General features: G+C 53.1%; 18 protein-coding genes and 2 pseudogenes. 4 read left to right on the top strand and 16 right to left on the bottom strand.

Annotation, left to right across the window (positions count from 1 at the left end):
• Positions 1-425: 425 nt before the first annotated feature.
• Positions 426-2,069, bottom strand: coding sequence for a fatty acid--CoA ligase (locus tag NPS56_RS02170; RefSeq protein ID WP_274073252.1), 1,644 nt, complete (start codon positions 2,067-2,069; stop codon positions 426-428).
• A gap of 372 nt (positions 2,070-2,441) precedes the next feature.
• On the opposite strand from NPS56_RS02170, the gene NPS56_RS02165 reads away from it, so the two are divergent.
• On the top strand, positions 2,442-3,452 hold the full coding sequence (locus tag NPS56_RS02165) for an AraC family transcriptional regulator (RefSeq protein ID WP_274073287.1): 1,011 nt from the start codon (positions 2,442-2,444) through the stop codon (positions 3,450-3,452).
• Positions 3,453-3,528: 76 nt separating this feature from the next.
• Here NPS56_RS02165 and NPS56_RS02160 read toward each other — a convergent pair whose 3' ends face one another.
• The 6 genes and pseudogenes from NPS56_RS02160 to NPS56_RS02135 form a co-directional block, all read right to left on the bottom strand.
• Positions 3,529-5,496 carry an acetoacetate--CoA ligase gene (locus NPS56_RS02160; RefSeq protein ID WP_274073251.1) on the bottom strand — a complete coding sequence of 656 codons (1,968 nt, stop codon included), beginning with the start codon at positions 5,494-5,496 and terminating at the stop codon, positions 3,529-3,531.
• A gap of 98 nt (positions 5,497-5,594) precedes the next feature.
• Entirely contained in the window at positions 5,595-6,914 is a 1,320-nt protein-coding gene (locus tag NPS56_RS02155; RefSeq protein WP_274073250.1) for an MFS transporter, read from the bottom strand.
• Between the two features lie 125 nt (positions 6,915-7,039).
• On the bottom strand, positions 7,040-8,074 hold the full coding sequence (locus NPS56_RS02150) for a 3-keto-5-aminohexanoate cleavage protein (protein WP_274073249.1): 1,035 nt from the start codon (positions 8,072-8,074) through the stop codon (positions 7,040-7,042).
• A gap of 61 nt (positions 8,075-8,135) precedes the next feature.
• Positions 8,136-8,984: a TauD/TfdA dioxygenase family protein gene (locus NPS56_RS02145; protein ID WP_274073248.1), complete on the bottom strand. Its 849-nt coding sequence runs from the start codon at positions 8,982-8,984 to the stop codon at positions 8,136-8,138.
• Positions 8,985-9,014: 30 nt separating this feature from the next.
• Positions 9,015-9,986, bottom strand: a complete 972-nt coding sequence (locus NPS56_RS02140; protein WP_274073247.1) for a quinone oxidoreductase family protein — start codon at positions 9,984-9,986, stop codon at positions 9,015-9,017.
• 170 nt (positions 9,987-10,156) lie between these two features.
• A pseudogene (locus NPS56_RS02135) lies at positions 10,157-10,246 on the bottom strand (DNA adenine methylase); the annotation flags it as partial.
• Between the two features lie 463 nt (positions 10,247-10,709).
• On the opposite strand from NPS56_RS02135, the gene NPS56_RS02130 reads away from it, so the two are divergent.
• Positions 10,710-11,258, top strand: coding sequence for a GNAT family N-acetyltransferase (locus NPS56_RS02130; RefSeq protein ID WP_274073246.1), 549 nt, complete (start codon positions 10,710-10,712; stop codon positions 11,256-11,258).
• Here NPS56_RS02130 and NPS56_RS02125 read toward each other — a convergent pair.
• Positions 11,255-11,682: pseudogene (locus tag NPS56_RS02125) on the bottom strand (transposase). The gene NPS56_RS02130 and the pseudogene NPS56_RS02125 sit on opposite strands and share 4 nt — an antisense overlap.
• A gap of 499 nt (positions 11,683-12,181) precedes the next feature.
• Here NPS56_RS02125 and NPS56_RS02120 point away from each other — a divergent pair.
• Together NPS56_RS02120 and NPS56_RS02115 are read left to right on the top strand one after the other, a co-directional pair.
• Positions 12,182-12,391, top strand: coding sequence for a hypothetical protein (locus NPS56_RS02120; RefSeq protein ID WP_274073245.1), 210 nt, complete (start codon positions 12,182-12,184; stop codon positions 12,389-12,391).
• Positions 12,392-12,631: 240 nt separating this feature from the next.
• On the top strand, positions 12,632-13,108 hold the full coding sequence (locus NPS56_RS02115) for a hypothetical protein (RefSeq protein WP_274073244.1): 477 nt from the start codon (positions 12,632-12,634) through the stop codon (positions 13,106-13,108).
• Positions 13,109-14,050: 942 nt separating this feature from the next.
• Here the strand turns inward: NPS56_RS02115 and NPS56_RS02110 are convergent.
• From NPS56_RS02110 to NPS56_RS02075, 8 genes are all read right to left on the bottom strand, one after another.
• Entirely contained in the window at positions 14,051-15,094 is a 1,044-nt protein-coding gene (locus tag NPS56_RS02110; RefSeq protein ID WP_274073243.1) for a hypothetical protein, read from the bottom strand.
• A 25-nt stretch (positions 15,095-15,119) separates the two neighbouring features.
• Complete coding sequence (locus NPS56_RS02105) at positions 15,120-16,319, bottom strand: glycosyltransferase family 61 protein (RefSeq protein WP_274073242.1); 1,200 nt, start codon at positions 16,317-16,319, stop codon at positions 15,120-15,122.
• A gap of 116 nt (positions 16,320-16,435) precedes the next feature.
• The gene (locus NPS56_RS02100) at positions 16,436-17,569 is read right to left on the bottom strand and encodes a tetratricopeptide repeat protein (protein WP_274073241.1); all 1,134 of its coding nucleotides are present in this window, start codon (positions 17,567-17,569) and stop codon (positions 16,436-16,438) included.
• A 102-nt stretch (positions 17,570-17,671) separates the two neighbouring features.
• Positions 17,672-18,421 carry a hypothetical protein gene (locus NPS56_RS02095; RefSeq protein WP_274073240.1) on the bottom strand — a complete coding sequence of 250 codons (750 nt, stop codon included), beginning with the start codon at positions 18,419-18,421 and terminating at the stop codon, positions 17,672-17,674.
• A 1-nt stretch (position 18,422) separates the two neighbouring features.
• Positions 18,423-19,988, bottom strand: a complete 1,566-nt coding sequence (locus NPS56_RS02090) for a hypothetical protein (protein ID WP_274073239.1) — start codon at positions 19,986-19,988, stop codon at positions 18,423-18,425.
• A gap of 11 nt (positions 19,989-19,999) precedes the next feature.
• Complete coding sequence (locus NPS56_RS02085; RefSeq protein ID WP_274073238.1) at positions 20,000-20,374, bottom strand: HAD-IIIC family phosphatase; 375 nt, start codon at positions 20,372-20,374, stop codon at positions 20,000-20,002.
• A gap of 554 nt (positions 20,375-20,928) precedes the next feature.
• On the bottom strand, positions 20,929-21,123 hold the full coding sequence (locus NPS56_RS02080) for a hypothetical protein (RefSeq protein WP_274073237.1): 195 nt from the start codon (positions 21,121-21,123) through the stop codon (positions 20,929-20,931).
• A 49-nt stretch (positions 21,124-21,172) separates the two neighbouring features.
• On the bottom strand, positions 21,173-21,811 hold the full coding sequence (locus NPS56_RS02075) for a glycoside hydrolase family 19 protein (protein ID WP_274073236.1): 639 nt from the start codon (positions 21,809-21,811) through the stop codon (positions 21,173-21,175).
• Positions 21,812-21,847 lie beyond the last annotated feature (36 nt).

Raw genomic sequence — 21,847 nt, 5'->3', positions numbered from 1 at the left:
CAAGCCCCCCTCGCCACAATGAACGTAGCTACTCAGGTAGCTCGAGTCGACGCCACACCTGCCCCGCTCTCCCGCCGTTTCTCCGTCGCCCCGATAATGGATTGGATGTAGGTATCCGCTGTGTCCCCGGCCCGCCGGTCCGATCGGCTTTACTCATTCAGCTTTGTAGCAGTTTTTAAGCAAGCTTTCACACAGGCCTGTCAGGGATACTATCGGTTCTTAGTTTGTAGTCTCAGGTAGTCGAGTGCGGGCGGCTGTAAGTCCCCCTATTTCAACATCCGACTGCTACGCTGAATGCTTACCTCCCCGCTGCTCGACCCAATTCGTGAGCTACATGCGCCAGAGACTCGCATGCCGACCACCTCACGTACTCCCAGGAGGGCAATGTATGCGCTTTTGAGATGGTCTGTGTCCCTATGATGTGTTCAGTTGGTCTCAGATTCCCGAATCAGTTTCTTGTTGATCTTTCCAACACTGGTTTTAGGAATCTCCGTGACGAACTTGAACCGTCTCGGAATCGCCCATTTGTTGATACGGCCAGACGACACAAACGGTTGTAGATGAGCTTCGAGCAAAGCCTGGTCGAGGTGTTTGCCTGGTACGCAGACGACCAAGGCTATCGGACGCTCGCCCCATTGCTCATCGGCGATGCCGACTACAGCGACAGCGCTGACCGATGAGTGCTCGCTGATCAGGCTCTCCAGTTCAAGCGAACTGACCCATTCCCCTCCCGTCTTGATCACATCCTTGATTCGATCCTTGATTTCCACCACCCCCCGGGAATCGATCGAAGCCATGTCACCGGTGTGCAGCCATCCGTTGTGCCACAGTTCTGCACTCTGTTCCTCATCCTTGAAATAACCTTGGGTCAACCATGGCGTTCGCACCACGACTTCACCGAGCGACTCACCATCATGAGGAACGTCATTGCCGCCCGCATCGATGATTTTCAGATCGACCATCGGTAATGGCGTGCCCGTCTTGATTCGACTGGGGAGCTGAGCTTGTGCAGGTAATTCAAGATCCTGCGCATGCAGGTAGGTGGTGCAGAGCAATGGACAGGTCTCGGACATCCCATATGCAGCATGCACACGTATGCCACGGCTGGTCGCTCGCTGCGCGATACCCATGGTCAGGGAACTTCCGCCCAGGAGCATTTTCCAGCCATACAGGTTAGTCCGGGTGGCCTCTTCGCATCCCAGGATCATTTGCAGGATTGTGGGCACGCAATGGGAAAAAGTGACCTTCTCTTCGCGAAAGAGACTGACCAGGCGATTGGGCTCGTATCGACCGGGATATACCTGCTTGACCCCCATCAATGTGGCGACATAAGGCACGCCCCAGGCATGCACATGAAACATGGGAGTGATTGGCATGTAGACGTCATCGGAACGTAGCAACGGTTGGCCTTGATAGGCACCTAACGTCCCGACTGCATTCAAGGTGTGCAGCACCAATTGGCGGTGCGAGAAATACACACCTTTAGGATTACCCGTAGTACCGGTTGTGTAGAAAAGGGTCGCCACCGAGTTTTCATCAAAATCCGGGAAGTCGTAGTTTGCACTGGCCTTGCCCAGCAAAGACTCATACTCCCCCAGCACGGGCAAATCCGTAACGGCTGCAACGTCGTCAGAGAGTTGGATGTAACCTTTGACGGTCGATAGCCCGTCGTGAATCTGCTCGATCAGGGGGATAAAATCGTCATGGACCAGCACCAGATCATCTTCAGCATGATTCATGGTGTAGCGCACCTGGTCTGCGGACAGTCGGATGTTCACGGTGTGCAGAACTGCGCCGATCATCGGGACCGCAAAAAAACACTCCAGATAGCGATGGCTGTCCCAGTCGAGTAGCGCTACGGTATCCCCAGCCTTGACGCCCGCCGCCGTCAGGGCATTGGCCAGGCGCTGGATTCGCTCATGAAGCATGCGGTAGCTGTACCGCAGTTTGTCCGCATAGACGATTTCCTGATCTGGTTCGTACCGTACCCCCGACAGCAGCAAGCGCTTGATCAGTAGCGGGTAGGCATAAGCGTCTGGCGCTGGCTTGATTATTTTTGTAGTCAGCATGGTGTTTTTTCTCACTCCCGTATTTCAGGTGTTGTCCCACTGTTCTCCCGCCGCTAAACAGCAAGTACAGGGACCCTATCCACTTCGAACCGTGGTGTGGCAAGGTAAGTTTTACCGGACCTCCATGCTGTACATTTGGTGCCAGCCACTGCCCATTTCACGACAAATTCCGAAAAGTACAACGCCCGAAACCCCAACATTTAAGGTCTGCAAAATTACTTTGGAGGATGCAGGCAGGACGGTTTTCATTTCTCGCTCAAACCTCTATAAAGGGCCTGATTTTGAAATATTCACTTGCCACTTCAGACGAATTTTTCACTTCTGCACTGGGCAGGATGGGGCAATAAACACAACAACAACGAGGTCAACATCATGGCCCTAATGGCACGTACAGCTGCCCTGACGAATTACCTGGAATTGTGCACGCAACTGGCTCTCAATCCTCTGCCACTGCTCAATGAGTTCGCACTCAGCAAGGCGATGTTGAAGAATCCGGAATTGCGCATCCCCATGACAGTTGTGGCAAAGTTGCTTGAAGCGTCGGCAAAGGCCAGTGGTTGCGAAACGTTTGGCCTGCGCATGGCTGAGTCACGACAGCTTTCGAGTTTCGGCGCAATCAGCTTGTTGCTCACCCACCAGCCAACCCTGCGCGATGCCTTGACCACCATCGGACAATACCGGCACCTGCTCAACGAATCCCTGGCAATGGATATCTCGGAGACAGACAAGATAGTGATCATCCGTGAGGAAATCACAATCGACCCGGCCACGCCAAAGCGGCAAAGTATCGAACTGGCAATCGGGGTGCTGCATCGACTTTGCAGTGCGTTGCTCGGCAAGAGTTGGCGCCCACAGAGCGTAAGCTTCACTCACAACGCCCCGGCAGACCTGAACGTCCACCGTCGGGTATTTGGCTGTAACGTTGAATTCAACTGCCAGTTCAACGGCATTGTCTGCCTTGTCGCTGATTTGAATACGGCGAATCCAACCGCTGACCCGGTAATGGCGAACTATGCACGAGAGTTTTTCGAAGCATTGCCTGGGGCCAGCAAGGGCTCGACCCTGAATGAAGTACGCCAGGCCATTTACCTGCTGCTACCCATGGATCGGGCCTCGATCAGTCTGGTCGCCCAATCCCTCGACGTAAATGTGCGCACCTTGCAACGCAGACTGGAAGACAGCGGCGTCAGTTTCTCCGAACTGCATGATCAAGTACGACGCGAACTTTTGAACCGTTACATGGCGAACCCACGTTACTCCTTCAGCCAGGTCGCAGGTCTGCTTGGCTACTCGACCCCAAGTTCATTCACCCGCTGGTTCACCGCTCAGTACGGCATGACACCGACAGCCTGGCGGCGCCAAAACCTCGACTACCAGGAATAGAACAAGTATCAAGCTCGGGAAGTTTTTGCACCCAGGGGGCACCATTGCAGTGCCCCCATGCGCCTCTCCCTGGCCCTTAGACAGTCAGCTCACTGCGATCACGGAAGTACTCCAACGCCTCGGGATTGGCGAGTGCCTCGACGTTCTTCACCGACTCACCATGAACGACATTACGAACAGCCAGCTCAACGATCTTGCCGCTCTTGGTCCGGGGTATATCCACGACTTGCAGGACCTTCGCAGGAACGTGACGTGGTGTGGTGTTGTTGCGCACCTGCTGTTTAACCCGCGCCACCAGATCATCGTCGAGCTGTTGGCCATCACGCAGCTTCACGAACAGGACGACGCGGGTGTCGCCCGCCCATTCCTGCCCGATCACCAACGATTCGACAATTTCCGGCAGTAGCTCAACCTGGCGGTAAATCTCCGCAGTGCCGATGCGTACGCCTCCGGGATTCAGGGTGGCGTCGGAGCGCCCATAGATAGCGAAACCGCCACGACCATTGATCTCGGCAAAGTCGCCATGGCACCAGATGTTGGGGAAACGGGCGAAATAGGCCGCGTGATAGCGCGAGCCATCAGTGTCATTCCAGAAACCTACCGGCATGCATGGGAACGGCCGGGTGCACACCAGCTCACCTTTGACTTCGCGTACGGATTCACCTTGCTCATCGAAAACCGCCACCGCCATGCCCAAACCCGCACGCTGGATTTCACCGCGATACACAGCCTGGATAGGTACGCCGACCACGAAGCCCGACAGGATGTCGGTCCCGCCGGCGACCGAGGCCAGGTGTAAGTCGCTCTTGATCTCGCGGTAGACGTAATCGAACCCCTCTGGAGCCAGTGGGCTGCCGGTCGACAGAAAAGCCCGCAACGCCGTCAACGAATGGCTGTGCCGTGGCGAAAGCTCCTGCTTGAGCAACGCATCGATAAACTTCGCCGACGTGCCGAAATGGGTCATGCCTTCGTCGTCGGCGTAATCGAAAAGAATACTGCCAGGACGTCCGTCACGGCCTGCGATAAACGGTGATCCGTCGTAGAGCAGCACCGTTGCCCCGGACGCCAGGCCGGACACCAGCCAATTCCACATCATCCAGCTGCAAGTGCTGAAATAGAACAAGCGATCATCGGCATGCACATCGGTGTGCAACTGGTGTTCCTTGAGGTGTTGCAGCAATGAGCCGCCATGACCATGAACGATGCACTTGGGAACACCGGTCGTTCCCGAGGAAAACAGGATGAACAACGGATGGTCGAAAGGCACCTCGACAAACGCGATCTCGACAGCGGCATAAGGCTCGATAAAGTCAGCGAAACGGACTCCGCCGACAATATTGGCGACATCCGGCACGTCCTCGACATACGGCACGACTACGGTACGCAGGAGGCTCGGCAGTCGAGCCGCTACTTCAGCATTTTTCGCCAGGCAATCGACGCGTTTGCCGTTGTACCAATAGCCGTCTACGCACAACAGCAGCTTGGGCTCGATTTGCCCGAAACGGTCGAGCACTCCCTGCACACCGAAGTCGGGTGAGGCCGAGGACCAGACTGCGCCGAGCGAGGCGGTGGCCAGCATGGCAACCAGGGTTTCGGGCATGTTCGGCATTACGGCAGCAACACGATCGCCCTTGCCGATGCCCAATGCTTCCAGGCCCTGGCGAAAGCGAGAAACCTGGTTATAGAGTTCAGCTCGGGACAAGCGCCGGCGGACCTTGTCTTCACCCCAGAAGACCAAGGCATCTGCGTCGTCGCGGCGCGCCAGCATCGACTGTGCGTAGTTCAATTGCGCATTCGGGAACCAGCGTGCACCGGGCATCTGGCCACTGTTTTCCAGCACCACATCACCCAGTTTGCCGACGCCGCCACAAAATTCCCAGACAAGCGGCCAAAACTGCTCAATCTCTTCGACCGACCAACGCCACAATGCGTCGTAGTCAGTGAAATCATGCCCGGTACGCGACTGCGCAAATTGCATGAAAGCCATCAGGCGCGTGTTGGAGATGCGCTCGGCGCTTGGCTGGAAAATGGGTTTCTCGTTCATATCAGTCTCTCTTGGTACAGGCAGACGGCCAGAGCGAAGCGGCCGAAATAAAAGGTGCTCAGGTCAAGCCCGGATGCAGCAACATCAACGGATGAATCTCATGGCGCCGCTCCCACCACCGGGGCGGAGCCAGGCGCCCGCAACTTTCCGATATCGCGGTGGTAGTGACGCTTGCCGTACCAGAACACCAGGGCAGACGCGACGGCCATCAGCGGGATGATCTGGAAGGCGTGGTCCAGGCTGACCGCGTCGGCCAGCATGCCGGTGACCAGTGGGCCAGGCGCCAGACCCAAAATATTGTTGGCCAACGCCAGCACCGCGAATGCCGTGGCGTGCACCGAAGGATGGGTCAGATTAGCCACCATGGCACCGGCCGGCCCGCAAGTGCCACTGGCAACCAGCATCCCCATGCTGATCAAGGTGAGTTGCAAGGCACCGGGCGGCAAATGGAAAGCCACTCCCAGTAACAATCCGCTGATCAGGCAATAAGCGATGGCCAAGGTGATTTTGCGGTCTGGTGCATTGCGGCACAGGCGATCACTCAACATGCCACACAGGATCATGCCGCCACCGCCGATCAGGACGATCAACGCCGAAAGCATGCCGGCCTTGTCGGTGTTCATGTGGTAGTAGCGATTCAAATAGCTCGGAAACCAGGCGAGTACCGAGCCAACGACAAACAGCTGGAGGCCATTGCCAACGTAGGCGCAGATCACCGAGCGACTGGCAAACAGTGTGGCCAGTGGCCGTTTAACGGGGGCTCCTGCGGCCCGGCCCTGCGAACTGCATGGGCGTTGCGCGGTAATGCGTCGCTCACGCACGACAATCAGGTAAATCACCGCCAGGCACATCCCGAACAGTGCCATGCTGGTGAACGCGACACGCCACCCCAGGTGCGCAGCGATGACGCCGCCCAACGCCATGCCCAGCACCGAACCGAACATGCTGCCGGCCATGAACGCGCCCGACAGGGAGGCGCGCATGTGTTTGGGGAAAACGGATAACACCACGGCAATACCGACACTGCCATAGGCGGCCTCACCGGCACCTACCAGAAAGCGCGCGACAAACATCTGATTGAAGTTTTCCGCAATGGCGCACCCCAGTGTCGCCAGGCTCCAGAACATGGCCATCAGCACCAGGCTCTTGACGCGTCCCCAACGGTCCGCGAGCAACGACAATGGAATGGTCAGCACACCGACCATGACCGAGACGATACTGCTGAGCATCCCCAACTGTGCGTCACTCAGCGCCCATTCGGCCTTCAGTAGCGGGAAAACCGCGTTGAGCACCTGGCGTGACATGTAATCGGAAATCAGCAGGCCAAAGGTCAGTGCGAACACAACCCAGGCAAACGTACGGGGAACGCTGACGGCGACGTCCGCGCCGTCACCGACGGTGGCGTGATGGAAAGCCATGGCAGATCCTTGATTCGATGTGTCTTGTTGTTATTAGGTTAGACGGCAGGGAACGTTAAGCGTCCCCTGCCCTGGCCAGTCTGGCTGGCCATCGATAGCACAGGTCTTGGGTGAGGGTAGATCCGTTACTGATGCGGCTTGCGATTCGGTGTGAATCCGTTCGCGGCCAGGGTTTCATCCGCGTCCTTGTAGAACGTGCCGATCTTGTAGATTTCGCGCGCCTCCTTGCCATTGGCAACCGGTCGTGCACATTCATTGGCGATGCGCACCAGTTGCTGGATCTGCTCCACGCTGCTCATCTTGCGCGAACGATCAGGCGTCCAGATCGTGTCTTCGATACCACAGCGCACATGCAGGCCCATCGCAATGGCCATCATGTTAAGCGGCAGAACGTTGTTCATCTGGCCCTCGAATGTCAGCACTGCACCGTCCGGCACTGCGCGCATGAAATTGGTCATGTTGTACGGCGTCATCGCGTCAGCGCCGCCACCGATGGGAATCCAGGTCAGAATCAAAGGCACGTTGCAAACGCCGCGGCGCATCATGCGTTCGACGGTTTCCAGTGAGTTGATGTTGCCCATCTGGAACTGCACCTGGATGCCATTCGCGCTCAGGCGCTTGACGTGCTCTTCCACCCACCCGGGGCCGGCCGGAATGGTCATTTCGCGGTAGGCGAGCTGCTTCACCGGATCAGCGAACGAAGTTCCGGCGAGATCGACCTCGGACAGCGCCTCGATGATGTTGAACTGGTTCGAGTTGATAGCCAGGGTCACCTGATCCGGCTTCGGTGTCAGCTCGGCCAGCATGTGGCGTGTGTCGTCAGACAGCCATTTCGCGACCTCGCCTTCCGATTCGGGCGCAAATGAAATCGAGCCACCCACCTGAATGATCATATCCGGTACAGCTTCACGTACTCCGGCGATCAGTTCGTTGAACTTGGACAAGCGTTTTGAGCCTTTGCCGTCGAGTTCGCGCACATGCAGGTGCAGCACAGTGGCACCGGCTTCATAGCAGTCGACAGCCTTCTGAACTTGCTCATCCATGGTGACCGGAATGTCTTCCGGGAAGTCACTGACCTCGAACTGAGGGCCATAGGGAGCCACAGTGATGACCAGTTTTTCCTGGTTTTCGGGGTACAGCGAACCGTCAATGAAATTCATGGGTATCTCCGAGGACGTATTGTTGGGTGACGCGTTTTTGTCAGTCGACAGGAAGAAATATCTAATAGGGCTTGGTGCCTATGATTCCGGCTCGGTCCATCTTTCGATGGCACGCCGGATAATCCATTACTGCATAGTGTTGCGTAGCGCTGTTGTCCCAGATGGCGACACTGTTGGGCTCCCAGCGCCAACGCACCTGGTACTCCGGGATGTATGCCTGACTTAGCAGATAACGCAGCAATTCCCCGGCACCGGGGTTCGCGTCCTGCCCATAGCGGACATGCTCACTGGTGTGGAAATTGGTGAAGTGCGTGGTAAAGACATTCACGTACAACACCTTCTCGCCAGTTTGCGGATGCGTTCGCACGACTGGATGCTCTGCGTCCGGAAATCGGGCTTTGAGTGCCAGACGCTTATCCATCGGCATCGATGCGCCAAAGGTGGCCTCGATACTGTGGCGAGCCCTCAAGTTGGCAATCTTGTCCTTGATATGGGCAGGCAGGTTTTCATAAGCCAGCGCCATGTTTGCCCACATCGTGTCTCCGCCAACTGGAGGGCATTCAACGCACCGCAACACTGCTCCGAAGGGTGGTGCTTCCCGCCAGGTGGCATCGGAGTGCCAAGCATTTTCGTATCGGTCGGGTGATTGATCCGGTGTCTTGTAGATACGGACCAGGCCTGGATAATCCGGATCACTGCCCGCGACCGGGTGATCCTCGAGATCACCAAAGCGCCGCGCAAACGCTACGTGTTCTGCGCTGCTGATGTCCTGATTCCTCAGGAACAGGACACGATACTTGAGCATTGCCCCGCGGATCTCGGCGAACAAATCGTCATCGTGAATGGCATCCGCCAGCTTCACGCCCACCAGTTCGGCGCCCAGCGCACAGGTTTGTTGTTTTATGTGCATTACGCAAAGTCTCCTGATTCTTCCTTGACGTCACGGAACCAGCACAGTCGCCCCGATCGTCTTTCGCGACTCCAGCATGCGATGCGCTTCGGCGGCCTCGGCGAGCTCGAAGATCTGTTTCGGCTCGCTCGAAATTTTCCCGGCAAGCACCAGGTCGAACAGCTCCTTGGCCATGGAGAGCATGTGCGAGCGAGGCTTGATGTAATGCACCATCGCCGGACGCGTGAACCAAATTGATCCCTTCAGGGCAAGCGTCAGCGCATCGACATTGACGGGGCCGGAACTCGTGCCGTTGCTGACGAGGGTGCCACGCACTTGCAGGCTGTCCAGCGAAGCCTGCAGGGTGTCCTTGCCAACAGAGTCATAGACGACGGGTACACCTTGGCCATCCGTCAGTTCGCGCACACGCTCTGCGATGTTCTCGCGAGAGGTGACGATCGTATGCGTGCAACCGTTGGCCTTGGCGATTTCCGCCTTTTCGTCACTGCTGACGGTGCCGATCATCGTGACCCCAAGCGCACGCGCCCATTGGCAAGCGATCAGGCCGACGCCACCGGCAGCCGCGTGGTAGAGAATCGTCTCGCCACCCTTCAACGGATAAACCTGACGGAAAAGATATTGCGCCGTCAGGCCCTTCATGATGAGCGTCGACGCTGTGCGATCCGATATCCCGTCTGGCAACGGAATCAGCACCTCGGCGGGAATCAAACGCACGTCGGAATAGGCACCTTGCGGCCCCATCAGATAACCGACCCGGTCTCCGACCTTGATATCGGTCACACCCGGCCCTACCGCTTCGACGACACCGACAGCGTCCGAACCGAGGCCGCCCGGCAGTTGAGAAGGGTAATAGCCAGTGCGGTGGTAGATGTCGATGAAATTGACCGCGATGTAGCTATGTCGAACGCGAGCCTGTCCCGGCCCCGGTTCACCGACCTCGACGTCTTCATAACAAAGCACTTCGGGTCCACCGGTTTCGTAAAAGCGAACAGCTTTGGCCATCTCGTTTCTCCAGTCTGAATTTTCTTGTCGGCGCTAGGGCCCTTTGGACTGGAATATACGAATGTTCGAACGTGGGTTATGTACATCTCGCGACGGAGACTATCCAGTTCATGACACACCGTTTCGCAAATCAGTGGAAATGTTGAATTGCCGAGAGTGACTTGGGGGCAGTATCGGAGATGGGCGGCGCGCTGAATGTCGGTGAGGGTTTCGGGGCGGGTCATCCTCTGCCACTCGAACACCTGGCGCGAGCTGAGCGCTCATTTGAATTGGCTCTTGATAAGAATCACTGAGTGTTTTTTAAACACGCGCTCTAGGTTCTGTACGAAAAGTATGGTCATCCATCGTTGTGGGAGCGGGCTTGCCCCGCGATCTGCCGCAACGCGGCAGCAAAGCCTGAATGCGCGGCTTCTTTGACACTATTTGATATCGGTTACAGGAGCGCTTCGCACTCCATCGCGGGACAAGTCGGATCGCCGCACCGCCGCTCCCACAAAACTTTTCGTACAGAGCCTAGTACTCATAAGTAACTCATAACGAGAACACCTTGCTATTAGCCGTTCCAGGTCTTACACCCAAGTCATTCTTGTCTCCGTTCTGGTCATTCATTCCATGCCTGGGAGCTCCCATAAGCCGCCGCTCGATAAATTGAGAACGGGGACTTGTAAAGGGCACGATGATATTGTGGCAGCGGGAACAAGCCTGTTCGCTATGAGGGAAAGAATGATTGAAACAGACCGGTTGAAGCTCAGGGATTGGCGAGAGGCGGATAAGCCCCTGCTTTGCGTAATCCATGCTGACCCTGAGGTAATGCAGTTCCTCGGGGGCACGAAGACTGCGTCTGAGACCTGCGATGTAGTTGACCAACTGACGCGGCTTTCTGAAGGCGGCGAGCCAACTTTCTGGGCTGCCGAACGTATCGATGATGGCTCGTTGATCGGCGCAGTTGGCCTCCATTGGCTCGGAGATGATTTTCCATTCGGTCCGGCCTTAGAGGTGGGGTGGCGACTTGGTCGCGACTATTGGGGCAAGGGTTATGCGACCGAAGCAGCTCGCGCGGCTCTCGATTATGCATTTAGCACCTTGGATGTGCCCCGCGTTTACGCTTTTACTGCATTGGCGAACAAGCGTTCTGAAATTGTAATGCAGCGGCTGGGGATGACGAGAGTTGTGGGCGGCGAATTCCTTCATCCCGATTATCCTCCGACCGACGCGAGCGCGATGCACATGCTATATGTTGCCGAAAAGACGTTATGGATGTCGAATAGCTAGGCTCTGTACGAAAAGAGATGTCGCAAACACCGCATGGAACAAGCCAGTGAGACCATGGCGGCGTAGCTTTTCGCGAGTTTGTCGAAGCGCGTTACGATCCGGCGGTTCTCTTTCAGCCAGCCAAACATGCGCTCGATGATGTCGCGCTGACGGTACTTGGGCCGATCAAAGAGTCTGGGTAAACCGGGCTTAGGCTTGCGCTTCATCGAGCGCAGAGGGATGACGGGTTGCATTCGATATTTGTCGCAGTAGCGGCGTAGCGCTTCGGCATATCTCGCCACGCTGCACCCGAGCAGAGCACCCAGAGCACGCCGTCGAGCATCAGGCGGTCGCTCAGTCGCGGCCTTCCTCGGCCATGGGTTTCGATGAAGAGATCGGAGACTACTCCCCAGGCCTCGTCCGAGAGTTCGTAACGCTTTGCCATCACAGAATTCCTTTCCGTCGATGGCGGGGGGCTCTACAAAATTTCAGCGTCCTAGGGGCGTCGATTGGGTTTCTCGGGATTTCGTACAGAGCCTAGGACCGTTGAAAACGCAGCTAATTACGGCGTTTCCGATGGCTGTGGAAGGCGCAAGACTCACCAAACCCCCAATCCTGATAAACTCCCCCACCTCCCAGCCTCACCGATTCCAGATCCCCCATGTCCGTATCCAACGCCACACCCGCCCCGCTCTCCCGCCGTTTCTCCGTCGCCCCCATGATGGATTGGATGTAGCCATTCATCGCAGCCCCAGCCCGCCTGGCCGAATCCGCTTTAGCTCTTCATCTTTGTAGCAATTTTTAAGCAAGCCATTACCTAACTTGTCACGGGCACTACCGTTTCTCCATTCGTAGTCTTGAGGCTGTTGGACCTTGCTTTAGAGTGCTTGGCAGTCCTTATAAACATTCGACTGCTACGCTGAATGCTTCACGGAGGATTCGCGATGCCAAACTCAGACCTGCTTCCTTCCCTGCTCTTCAAGCTCAACGAAAACCAGCTCGCCTTGGAGGCCGCCATCGTGGAGCTTTCGAACTGGGTTGAGCAACGCGGTGCGGCCGAGGTCGCGGATAACATCCGCGGCGCCTTGGATTCCATCGATAAAAATGAAGAGTTCATCAAGCTAACGCTCGCAGTGCTGATGACTCCAGAGTGACAGCGATCGGCCAAAAGAAGCCGGTGGACGGAGCGATGGCAAGTGAGTAGCTATGCTTTCTTCTATTGCCGGGCCTGATTAAGCAGATTGGGCTTTCCATCCATGGCGTATAACCTCCCTTCAGCGGTTACTAGGTCGTCACAATGCCCGGTCTGGTCAGAGTATGTTATCCACCAAGCTCGCGAAGGCGCTGGCAGCCCACCTGCGGAGAGTTAGACGCACTACTAGGATTCGGATCTTATGGACCTCAAGTCTTGGCTGATCGGGTTGTCGTTCTCCCTTTTAGGTGGGTGGCTGGTCACTTGGCTGTTCCTAAAGGTGCTGCGCCAATGGATGGGATTATCGGAGAAGCCAAAAGGCCCAGACAAGTCGGAAAAGAAGGAACCTGACGGTGAGTCTGCGAAGCCAGAGATTGAGAAACCTGAAGCTAAAGGTGAACTCCGCGGGGTTCCTCCAGCACTGACAGGACTCATAGAAAGACTATTTTTCACCGTACTCGTTGCTTTCAATGTTGCCGGCGTCGTGGCCGCAATGGTTGGATGGATGGCCTTGAAGTTAGCGACGAATTGGAATCTCAAGTTTTGGGAACAAACCCCGTCGGCTCGCCTATTTGGCTTCTCCGCACTTCTCGCCGGCCTCATATCAATGCTGTTCGCTTTTCTAGGAGGCCTTATCGTCAAGAGAGAACTGTGGTCGCACTTCGTATCGTGCATCTAACTAAGCGTTCCAGCCGACGCGCTGGCTCTGGGCGCCAGGTTTTTCTCGGGTCTGCGACCCTCGGCGCGCCTACGAAGCAAGCCCAGCCAATTGATTTTGGCGCTCATGGCCCCAAAGCGGAAAAAGACACGCATTTTCCACGCACGGAGAAGAGACAATGAGTGAGCGGTCAATAACGCAGTTCTTTTCCGCCCTAGGGGCTCCGCTTCGAATGATGCGGCAGTCTTGGGGGGCAGAGCGAGCTGATGGCGCTGTATTCCTCCGCGTGTGGCAAGACAGGTGCCATTCGCATGATGGGAAACGGTACGTCCAGTTGACCCATCTGGAAAAGTACGGTGGTGACAGCAGCAATTCTGGGTACAAAGAGCGGCAACGCCACGTTAAACAAATTAGAGAAGGAGCTAAGTGCTACTTGGTGATGTGCCAAGCGAAAGACACAGTAACCAGCCCTCGAGATATCAAGTCGTTTAACAAGGACTCGGTCTTCGTAGGCGGAGAACTGAAGCAGTGCAATAGCGACTGGTGGATTGAGATCGCTGACAAGGTTCCGTCCCATGAACTGATGCAGAAGCCAACGAGCTAATTGATTGCTGCCTACGGCGTCATCGTTGCGACTCTTTTCCGACTGATTGCTCCTGGTCGGTTTCTGCCTCTGCTGACCAGCAGCTTTGGGTCGGATGCAGTCACCGTATTTTTAGTGAATGGCAGGGGGCATAGATAGGGATTCGAACCCCTTACACCTACGCGGCATACCGCCTGACGCCGCTAAAATAGGCAAAATCACTTCACTTTTAAAGCCTAAAGCGGCGTGCAGCGGCCCCCGTTCTGCCCTAAATCTGCCCTAAATTTTACCATACCTCCGGTGCGCTCCCACATAGTCCAAGTAACGGAATATAGCTACCGAGATTTGTTTCCATAAACAAATCCTGCAGAGCATTAACCCTACCAATACCCAGAATTTTTAATCTCATAAATGCGAGCACGACGCGCCCCTAAGTCGCCACTTACAATTCCCACGCAGAGTATGAGTCGGCTTCCATTATGAAATAGAGCTAAACCTTCAGGTTCGTACACAGAACCGGATCCGTCCAATAACGCTTCGGCTCTGCCTGTTTCAAGATTGCCGATTGTAGATAATAATGAACCCTGTAACGTATAGACCTGCAGGCGCTTAGGCACATGAATATCATTGTTACCGGCCACCATCCATACTGTTTCTCCATCGCTGGCGATACCTTGAGTTGGATGGGTCGAATCCGTCAACCCCAATGTCTCCCATTCATAGAGCCAGGAATTTGAATAGTCACCAGGACCACCCTTAACCATATCAGCGAGCCGCCAGACGCGGACGGTCACTGTGGAAGCCCGCTTTCGCAAGCCTACGGCAATGAGATATTGCTGGTCATGGCTGATTGTTGGGGTGCTACTAGATCGGTTTCGAAAGTCCTTTCCGAATAGTCCGTATAACTCGATGTTTGCCAGCGGACGTCCGTCGGCATAGCTGTATCGGACGGCCTGTTTAGGGTTTGTATAGGCCGTTGTCCAGAGGCGAAAATCACCATTGGTCAGGTACTCAATGCCCAAACCTTGATGACCCACATCATAACTAGCAGGCGTCGAATACCCCTCTGAATTTCGCTTTAAGGGTCCATCGAGTGAAAATCTATTGATGGTCGACTGATTACCAGCCTTAGCTCCGTTGAGCTGCAACGTATAGATATTTCGAGAACGTTCGTCGAGTGAAAATGCCTGGATACCAATCCTGTTCCCGCCTGGCCCAAATAGGTTCGCAGGCGAAAATACCAAATCCCTCTTCGCCAGCTCACCGTCGGTCGCCTCGACTTTATGAGCTTGCGGTCCAGGAAACGGCGTTATGGAAGCAGGCCCAATTTTCAGATCATTGATCTTTGGGGCTGTGTTCGCTGAACACAGCGCGCCGAACATCAACAAAATGGCTAGGGTGCTAGCAATGTTGATCCACTTCATAAATGATGCACCCCACAACCACTTATTAATGACTCCTAATAGCGAGCGTTTGCTCAAGAGCTTTTCTTAATGCCTCAGGATCTATTTCAAAGTCAGAATTATTTGGATCGCCAGCTAGAGCTGTTGAAGTTTTGCCGACAACCGCAGATACGAGCTGACGCAATTTACTTGAAGTAAACTCAAATATGTTTCGGAAGAAAAGATCCGATTGAAGACAAAGAATTGAAGTTCCGGGCTGCATAAGAAAGTGAGTCTGTATACCACCTCCAAATTGACCAACCATCACCGCTGTTTCCGAAAACAACTTACGCTTTTCTGCAAATGTAAGTTGAGCAGGCGTCACGCGTTCAAAACCATACTCTTTACAAATCTCCCAAACTTGCTCTTCATTTAACAGCCTACGCACACCAGACCTGTCGCCGCCTCGATCGAAATATACCAACCTAGTAGGTTTAACTTCAGTTTTTAACCGCATGCTCGCAAAAAAATCTAACGCATCATCACAGATCCAGCTGTTATTCACGGCGCAAAACGTGGGTACATAAACACTTGAAAGTGTCATGTGCTCTCTACCATCTCTCCAAATGATCCGATCTTCCGTTAAGCCGGCCGCTTTAAGCATTTCTTTTTGATAATTAGGGATAGTGCTAGACACTAAAACTTTGACCTCAGCCGGCAAAAGGCTAAGCCACCAAAGCACAGAAAGCGAGTCCCAGATGAAATGGCTGTACGCATGCCCATGAGGCTTCTCAAACAGAAAAACCGGCTCGGAAATATGCCTCACTGGAGAAATATCCGAATTCACAATTCCCTCTAAACCAGATGTAGCGTCTATCAGGGCAGTACTTAAACGTTTTCGAAGTAGCTTAGCCCTATCAAACTTTTCCGGCGACAAGTGCAGATGTAAATGCCGATAAAATGGGAAAATACAAGCTTCATTTTGACCAAAAAAAAGTCCAAAATCACCTGCCAAAGTCGCATTCTGAAGATGTATAAGGTCAATGCTTTCAGTCGCTCTTGACTTAGTAACAGGAGGGCTCTGCTTTTTTTCAGCAGTCCATACACGTCGCAACCGAAAACTCCTGCTCTCTGCTGCGTGATGTATGAAACGTACCGCAGGAGCTCTCAACAGGCTATGGGCCGTCTCGAGTTCTGCTATTGATTCAACGCATGGAATATCTTCCCACTGTCTAAACTTTATCTTCGCTCCTTGAATTAACGACATTACAAAAATCCTCAAATTTATAATCTGTCAAAATAACATTAAAAACAGCAATGCAAGTTATGATTTACGCGACAACAATCGAAATCATAACTCACAATTATCTAGCCAACAAACCGCTACACTGAGACAGCATGCTTAGCCATTCTCAATAACACACTTTTATTCTCTGGCGCGAGATCAAAGGCCTTACGCAACATATTATTGGCTTCGTCTAAGCGGCCTTCGACTCTGGTTATATCCGAAAGAAACACTTGAGCAAGCACTGCCTCCGGACTTAACTTTGCATGCTCTTGCATGTGAAATTTAGCGCGTTCATGATCTTTAATCTCCATAAACGCTCGCGCCAATCTATATTGCGCGTTTGTAAAATGCGGAGCCGAGCCCACTACGCACGCGAGATACCGTATTGCTTCACTGGTCGACTTGTTACCCAACGATATAGTGCCAAGCCAGTAATTGGCCGTCTCGTTACTAGGATCAACCTCCAAGACCAGATTGGCAGCCACCTCGGCTTTTACCCAATCCTTTGCCTTAGTACAAACATGGAGTGCAACTAAACGATCTACTAGGACACTGTTTTTTGCAGCACGTCCCTTCTCAAAGATTTCGGGCAACGCCTCGTTGGTGGCAAACTTTTGAATAAATGCGGACAGACCATATTTTTGATCAATGAACGGTGCACCGCCATGCCCTACCCCCCTCAAAGTCAACGTGGTGACGCCATACATATCCAAGAAATGAGACGCCGACTTTAAGTCCATTGCGTCTACTTCTCCAGCAATATGGAGAATGGTGGTAGTGCTGCGACTTGAAACTTTGGAAAGATCCGGAAATACCAGAGGAACAGTTTTTGCTATTTGCATACTACGTGTATGGGGTAGCCTCAGCCTGGTATCAAATCCGAAGGCCATGGCACGACAACCGATTAGTTTTGCAAAAAGAGCAGCGGCGTAGCCTCCCATACTTACGCCATGCAAAACGATATCGATTGCGCCCAATGAAGTCGCGATCTGTTCAATTTTTTTGCCAATGGAGACTACATCATCGGCAAAACCGGGAATTCCGTTCTGATACCATTCATTTTTGCCGTTATTAAGAAAAAGCTTATGGTCTGTCTGCGAATTTCCAACTTTCCAGAAATCAAACTTACCGTCTGTCTTATTGGTTCCAGCAAAAAACACGAGGAGGCGCGACGACCCAGGAGCGGGTACGACTTTAAAATGAGGCCCTTCTAATTGATCTACACTCATAAACTACCTAAACACAAATTCTTAGCCGTTTAGAGTAGCGATATTACGTAAAAACGCAGTTTGCACCTATCGCTACTACCTGAAGTCTAATTTTAACGAGCACTACAAGTACTCTTTAAAACTCTCCCTCAATTGTTTCTCTTGGGTTTTTGCGTGCTCATATTCTGCTGGGGTGCCACTGAAGAAAATATCTTTATCCGCAATCACATCGAATGACACACGTTTATTATCTTCAATTAGACGCTGATAAAGCGGGGCGACGAACAATTCCGCAGCTTTCGGGTTTGCCGCTTCGGCCTGGTAAGCGTTCTCGAAGGCGCTGGATGATTTAAACCAGTATATACCTGTGCAGCAATTATCAGATATCCGCTTCTTTTCTACTACTTCGTCAGCAAGATTAGGACTTGCGCTGTTTTCCCTTACAAAGGACCAATGATCACCATCACCCTTAAAACACTCTAACCAACCATCGCTGATTTCCAGCATAGGCGAACGTGAATAGCCGGGGCGAATCGTATCAATATTAAATATTGTCAGATCTTGGGAATCTGGCAGCCCGGCTTGGCTCAACCCCAAATGAACGGTTTCCGCTTGGCCCGCAGTCGGTGCGCCTAACGGGACGAGCACGGGATTGGCTATTCTCAACTCCGTAACGCGCCTCTCAACAAACGCCCCTACACCAGGCCGATCTAGAAACACAATCAAAAATTTTTCATCATTGAAAAAAGATGCAAAGCTCAACAGCGACCAATCTAGCAGAGGCCTTTCTGCTAAAGGTAACATCCACTTGGGCTGCTCGTATCCTGCTTTAGTAAATCTGCTACTAAGGCCCGCCATAGGAAAAATAATCATATCAACCTTCCAACTCTGAATATAGCCGTAGCGCATTTGCAAGAAATGCAACTTGTCGATCACTGCGATCAAAATGCAATGGAAGCATAGAAAGGAATAGGTGCACAGTTAACGCAGATATTCCAGAATCAGACACACTCTGCCCTGCAATATTGAAATTTGCGGATACCTGCCTGATAAATTCAGCAGTCGCATTTTTTCTAAAGCTAAGGGTTAAGTTATTACCTTCTAGACTACAGCTATATTTTTTCGTTAAGATCTGATCGTAGCCCTCAATAGAATGGTTAAACTTTGCTAGATCGTAGCGCAAGTCTCCATAGATTGATGGAAAACCATCTTGCATGCTGCCCCGAGGATCTATAACTTTTACAATCTGCTCTCTAAAATCGTAAAACATATTCGGAAAGCAGAAGTCACCATGCATTACGCCTGGCAGCGGAGAAGTTTCTCTTACTCGCCCGATTGTTTCGCTTGCGATCCTTAGAAGTGATGGGACCTTACGGCCATTGATGACCCACTCTTTCTCCAAGCTAATGCCGCTTTTATCCGACCACTGGGAAAGTCGGACTAACGTTTTTTCCTCCGTTTGATCAGCAAGGTCTAAGGAGAGAGTTTGGGCAGGAGATGGTGCTTGATTTGCACACGCTCCCAAAAACTCAAAACAGCCCGATACGATTTTTTCCCAGCTTTGCTTTGGTAGGGCGCCAAAGACGTATAACTCATGTATCGTAGGGCTGTATTCGTAAGCAATTCGATAGCCATTGGATTCCCAGCCGAGAAATTTAGGGGTAAACATTCTCAGCATAGGCGGGAGGTCGGAGTACCACTTCGCCTCATCTTCTAACTTCCCTAACTTTTCACCACTTTTAAAAACTGTACGATTGGCAACCGAAATACTATTGAAAGCTCTTTCAGTCCTGGCTTGCGCACGCGCCTGATGAAATGTTTGAAGGTGGCCAAAATCAAGCCACTTTTCTACGCGACGCGCGCACAGTGGTATGCTCTCGCTATACGTTTCGATCGCTGCCGGGAAATTTCCGCGCTGTAAGGTTATGCAGCGAAGTAATTCGGACGCGTTGGAAAATGTAAACCACCCGCAAAGGACAGCGTCTTCATCCTCTGCCAGGAAGGATGGGGTATTAGCGATTGTGCGGTTCTTAAACTTACCCCAAGTGTAGCTTGGCGGCCTTGGTGCAACTCCAACAATATCTATTGAAGAAACGTCAAAATTGGAAATAAGTGTATCACCGTGAAGTATGCCAATCGCCCCGCTGAATCCACTTACAATCGTCGCGTAGCTTAAACTTTCACCTAAGGAGAGACCATCGGGAACTCTGAGCAATTTGACGTTCCGAGACTCCAACCATTCCAAGTCAGACACATCAGGTTCAAAGGACTGAGGAATCGTTAATATGACCTCGCTCGCACAACTCTCCAGCATCTTGATTTGGGCTTCGAATAACCTGCCATGCCCAAACGGTAAAAATGATGGGGGAAGTTCGCCGTACTCAGCAGCCAATTCCGTATTAACGTAAGCCGCTGATGTTATGAGCACCGGGAATTTCAATGGATTTTCCCTCATTTGGAAATACCCACCGTCGTGCAAATTTCTTCATAACTCATGCGTGCGAACTCGTCAGGCCTTATAGCCTTGTCGTCCACATAGAACCCGTCAGTTCCGCACCAAGGTTTACCAATGTATATTTCGTCAAATGGAATTGAGTGCTGATTAAGCCAGTCTATGACAATCGGCAACGTCTTCGCAGTTATTTTCCCGATGTTCCCGTTATGAGTTCTCATATTTCTGGCTGTGGCGATGATTATCTCGAAGCCGTTTTCTTTGTAACTTCTAAGTGTTTCCACGACCTCGCTTCGCGGTTCTTTTTTTTCATAAGGCACGCTAGGATCGTCGATTGTTAGCGTACCATCGAGATCAATAACTATTTTTTTCATGACCTTCCCTTCTTCATGATTTTTCAAATATTCAACAATGTACGATCAGACTTCCGACCTTCAAACGGGTGGTTTCACGTCTCGCTACGAGTCCAGCTTTCCTAGGATAGGACCGCTCGACTGGTTGATCGCATCGAGCGTTAGCCCCATGGCCTTGAATCGGCCTAGGTTTGCCGGCGCTAGCTGCCAATACCGATCAACCTAAATCGCAGAAGAAATAACGTTGGCTTGCAAAAAGGAAATGTTGCCTTTGAACTTGCAACTGATCTGAGTTTTAGCCTTGAGATCACGCCCGCGATGAACCGGCGCGCACGGTACGAAAATTATGCCGTTGTAGTCAACACGAACACGGATTTGATAGAGAAATGCTTGGCCCACCCCTAACTGGTTGGCACCCTGCTGCCCACCCAAACACTATAAGGATAAACAGATACCAGGCTCGCTCCGTTTTGTGCACGAAGCAGGAGCCTTGGCTGGACTGGCAGGGGGCAATCTGCGGGGACGGTGCTCGGTCTGGATGTTGGCGCCCCCACACCGGCCGCTCCTTTTTCGATTTACTTGCTCAACTTTGGCTGCAAGATCACCCGCGCCACCATCACCAGAATTCCAAGGAAGCCATACCCTGCCGGCGGCAGCACCGCCTGCAATTGCGGGAGAAGCTGTTCAGCGATACCTAACGCTGCAATAGCACCACCCGCCTGGACGCTGGACATTTTCAATGCGTCTTGCCAATTACTAATGAGTTTCATAATTTCCTCGTTAAGTAGCGAGCCGATAGCGATTGCTCGCGGATACAAATTAGGCCAGCGCCTTCAGCGCGACCTGGTACAGCGCAAGCCGCTTAGCCGCACCGTGTGGTAAACGCCCTGGCTTGCCGGTGTTAATGACACTGCCGATGTCCTGGAATCGGGCGGCGTCTGCAAACTCGTTTAGGCCTCGCTGCGACCACCACCAAGCGGCAGACATGGCGGCGTATTCCGGTTGCTCGAGCATTTCCGGATGATCTTCCAAGGGCAGCCCGAGGTCGGCGCCGGCAACGCTGTAGTTGGAGCGCCCGGTGATTTGCAGCAATCCACGTCCGCGATAGCGCCAACCATCTCCCGCCGCCGTGTTTCCGTTGCGGCCGGCATATGCGTCGTTGGCGATCGCTTCCGGACGCCTGGCTAGGCTGTTCGCCCTGTCGTTCGGTTTGCCGTCGATACTGCGGTACCGCTCTTTCCAGGTCGCCGCCAAACCCTCAGCGCTGTAATTCAGGTTTTCCACTAGCCTTCGCAGGTGGCCCGACTCATGCCCGATCTGGGCTATGAACGCTGCCTGGCGCACACGGCTGTTGATTTTGTAACGGAACATGGAGCGATTCAGTGCAGGCAAAAAGATGCCCGCAACTGGGCGGGCGTTCGGGAGGATCTGTAGCAATTGCAGTTGCGTAAGAGGCATAGTTTTCTCCAGGCAAAAAAAAGCCCGCGCATGGCG

The sequence above is a fragment of the Pseudomonas putida genome (assembly GCF_028682635.1).
In the GTDB taxonomy this organism is placed as follows: Bacteria; Pseudomonadota; Gammaproteobacteria; order Pseudomonadales; family Pseudomonadaceae; genus Aquipseudomonas; species Aquipseudomonas putida_AE.
The sequence above is the reverse complement of the archived record's forward strand: the minus strand, read 5'-3'. Positions and strand labels throughout refer to the sequence as shown.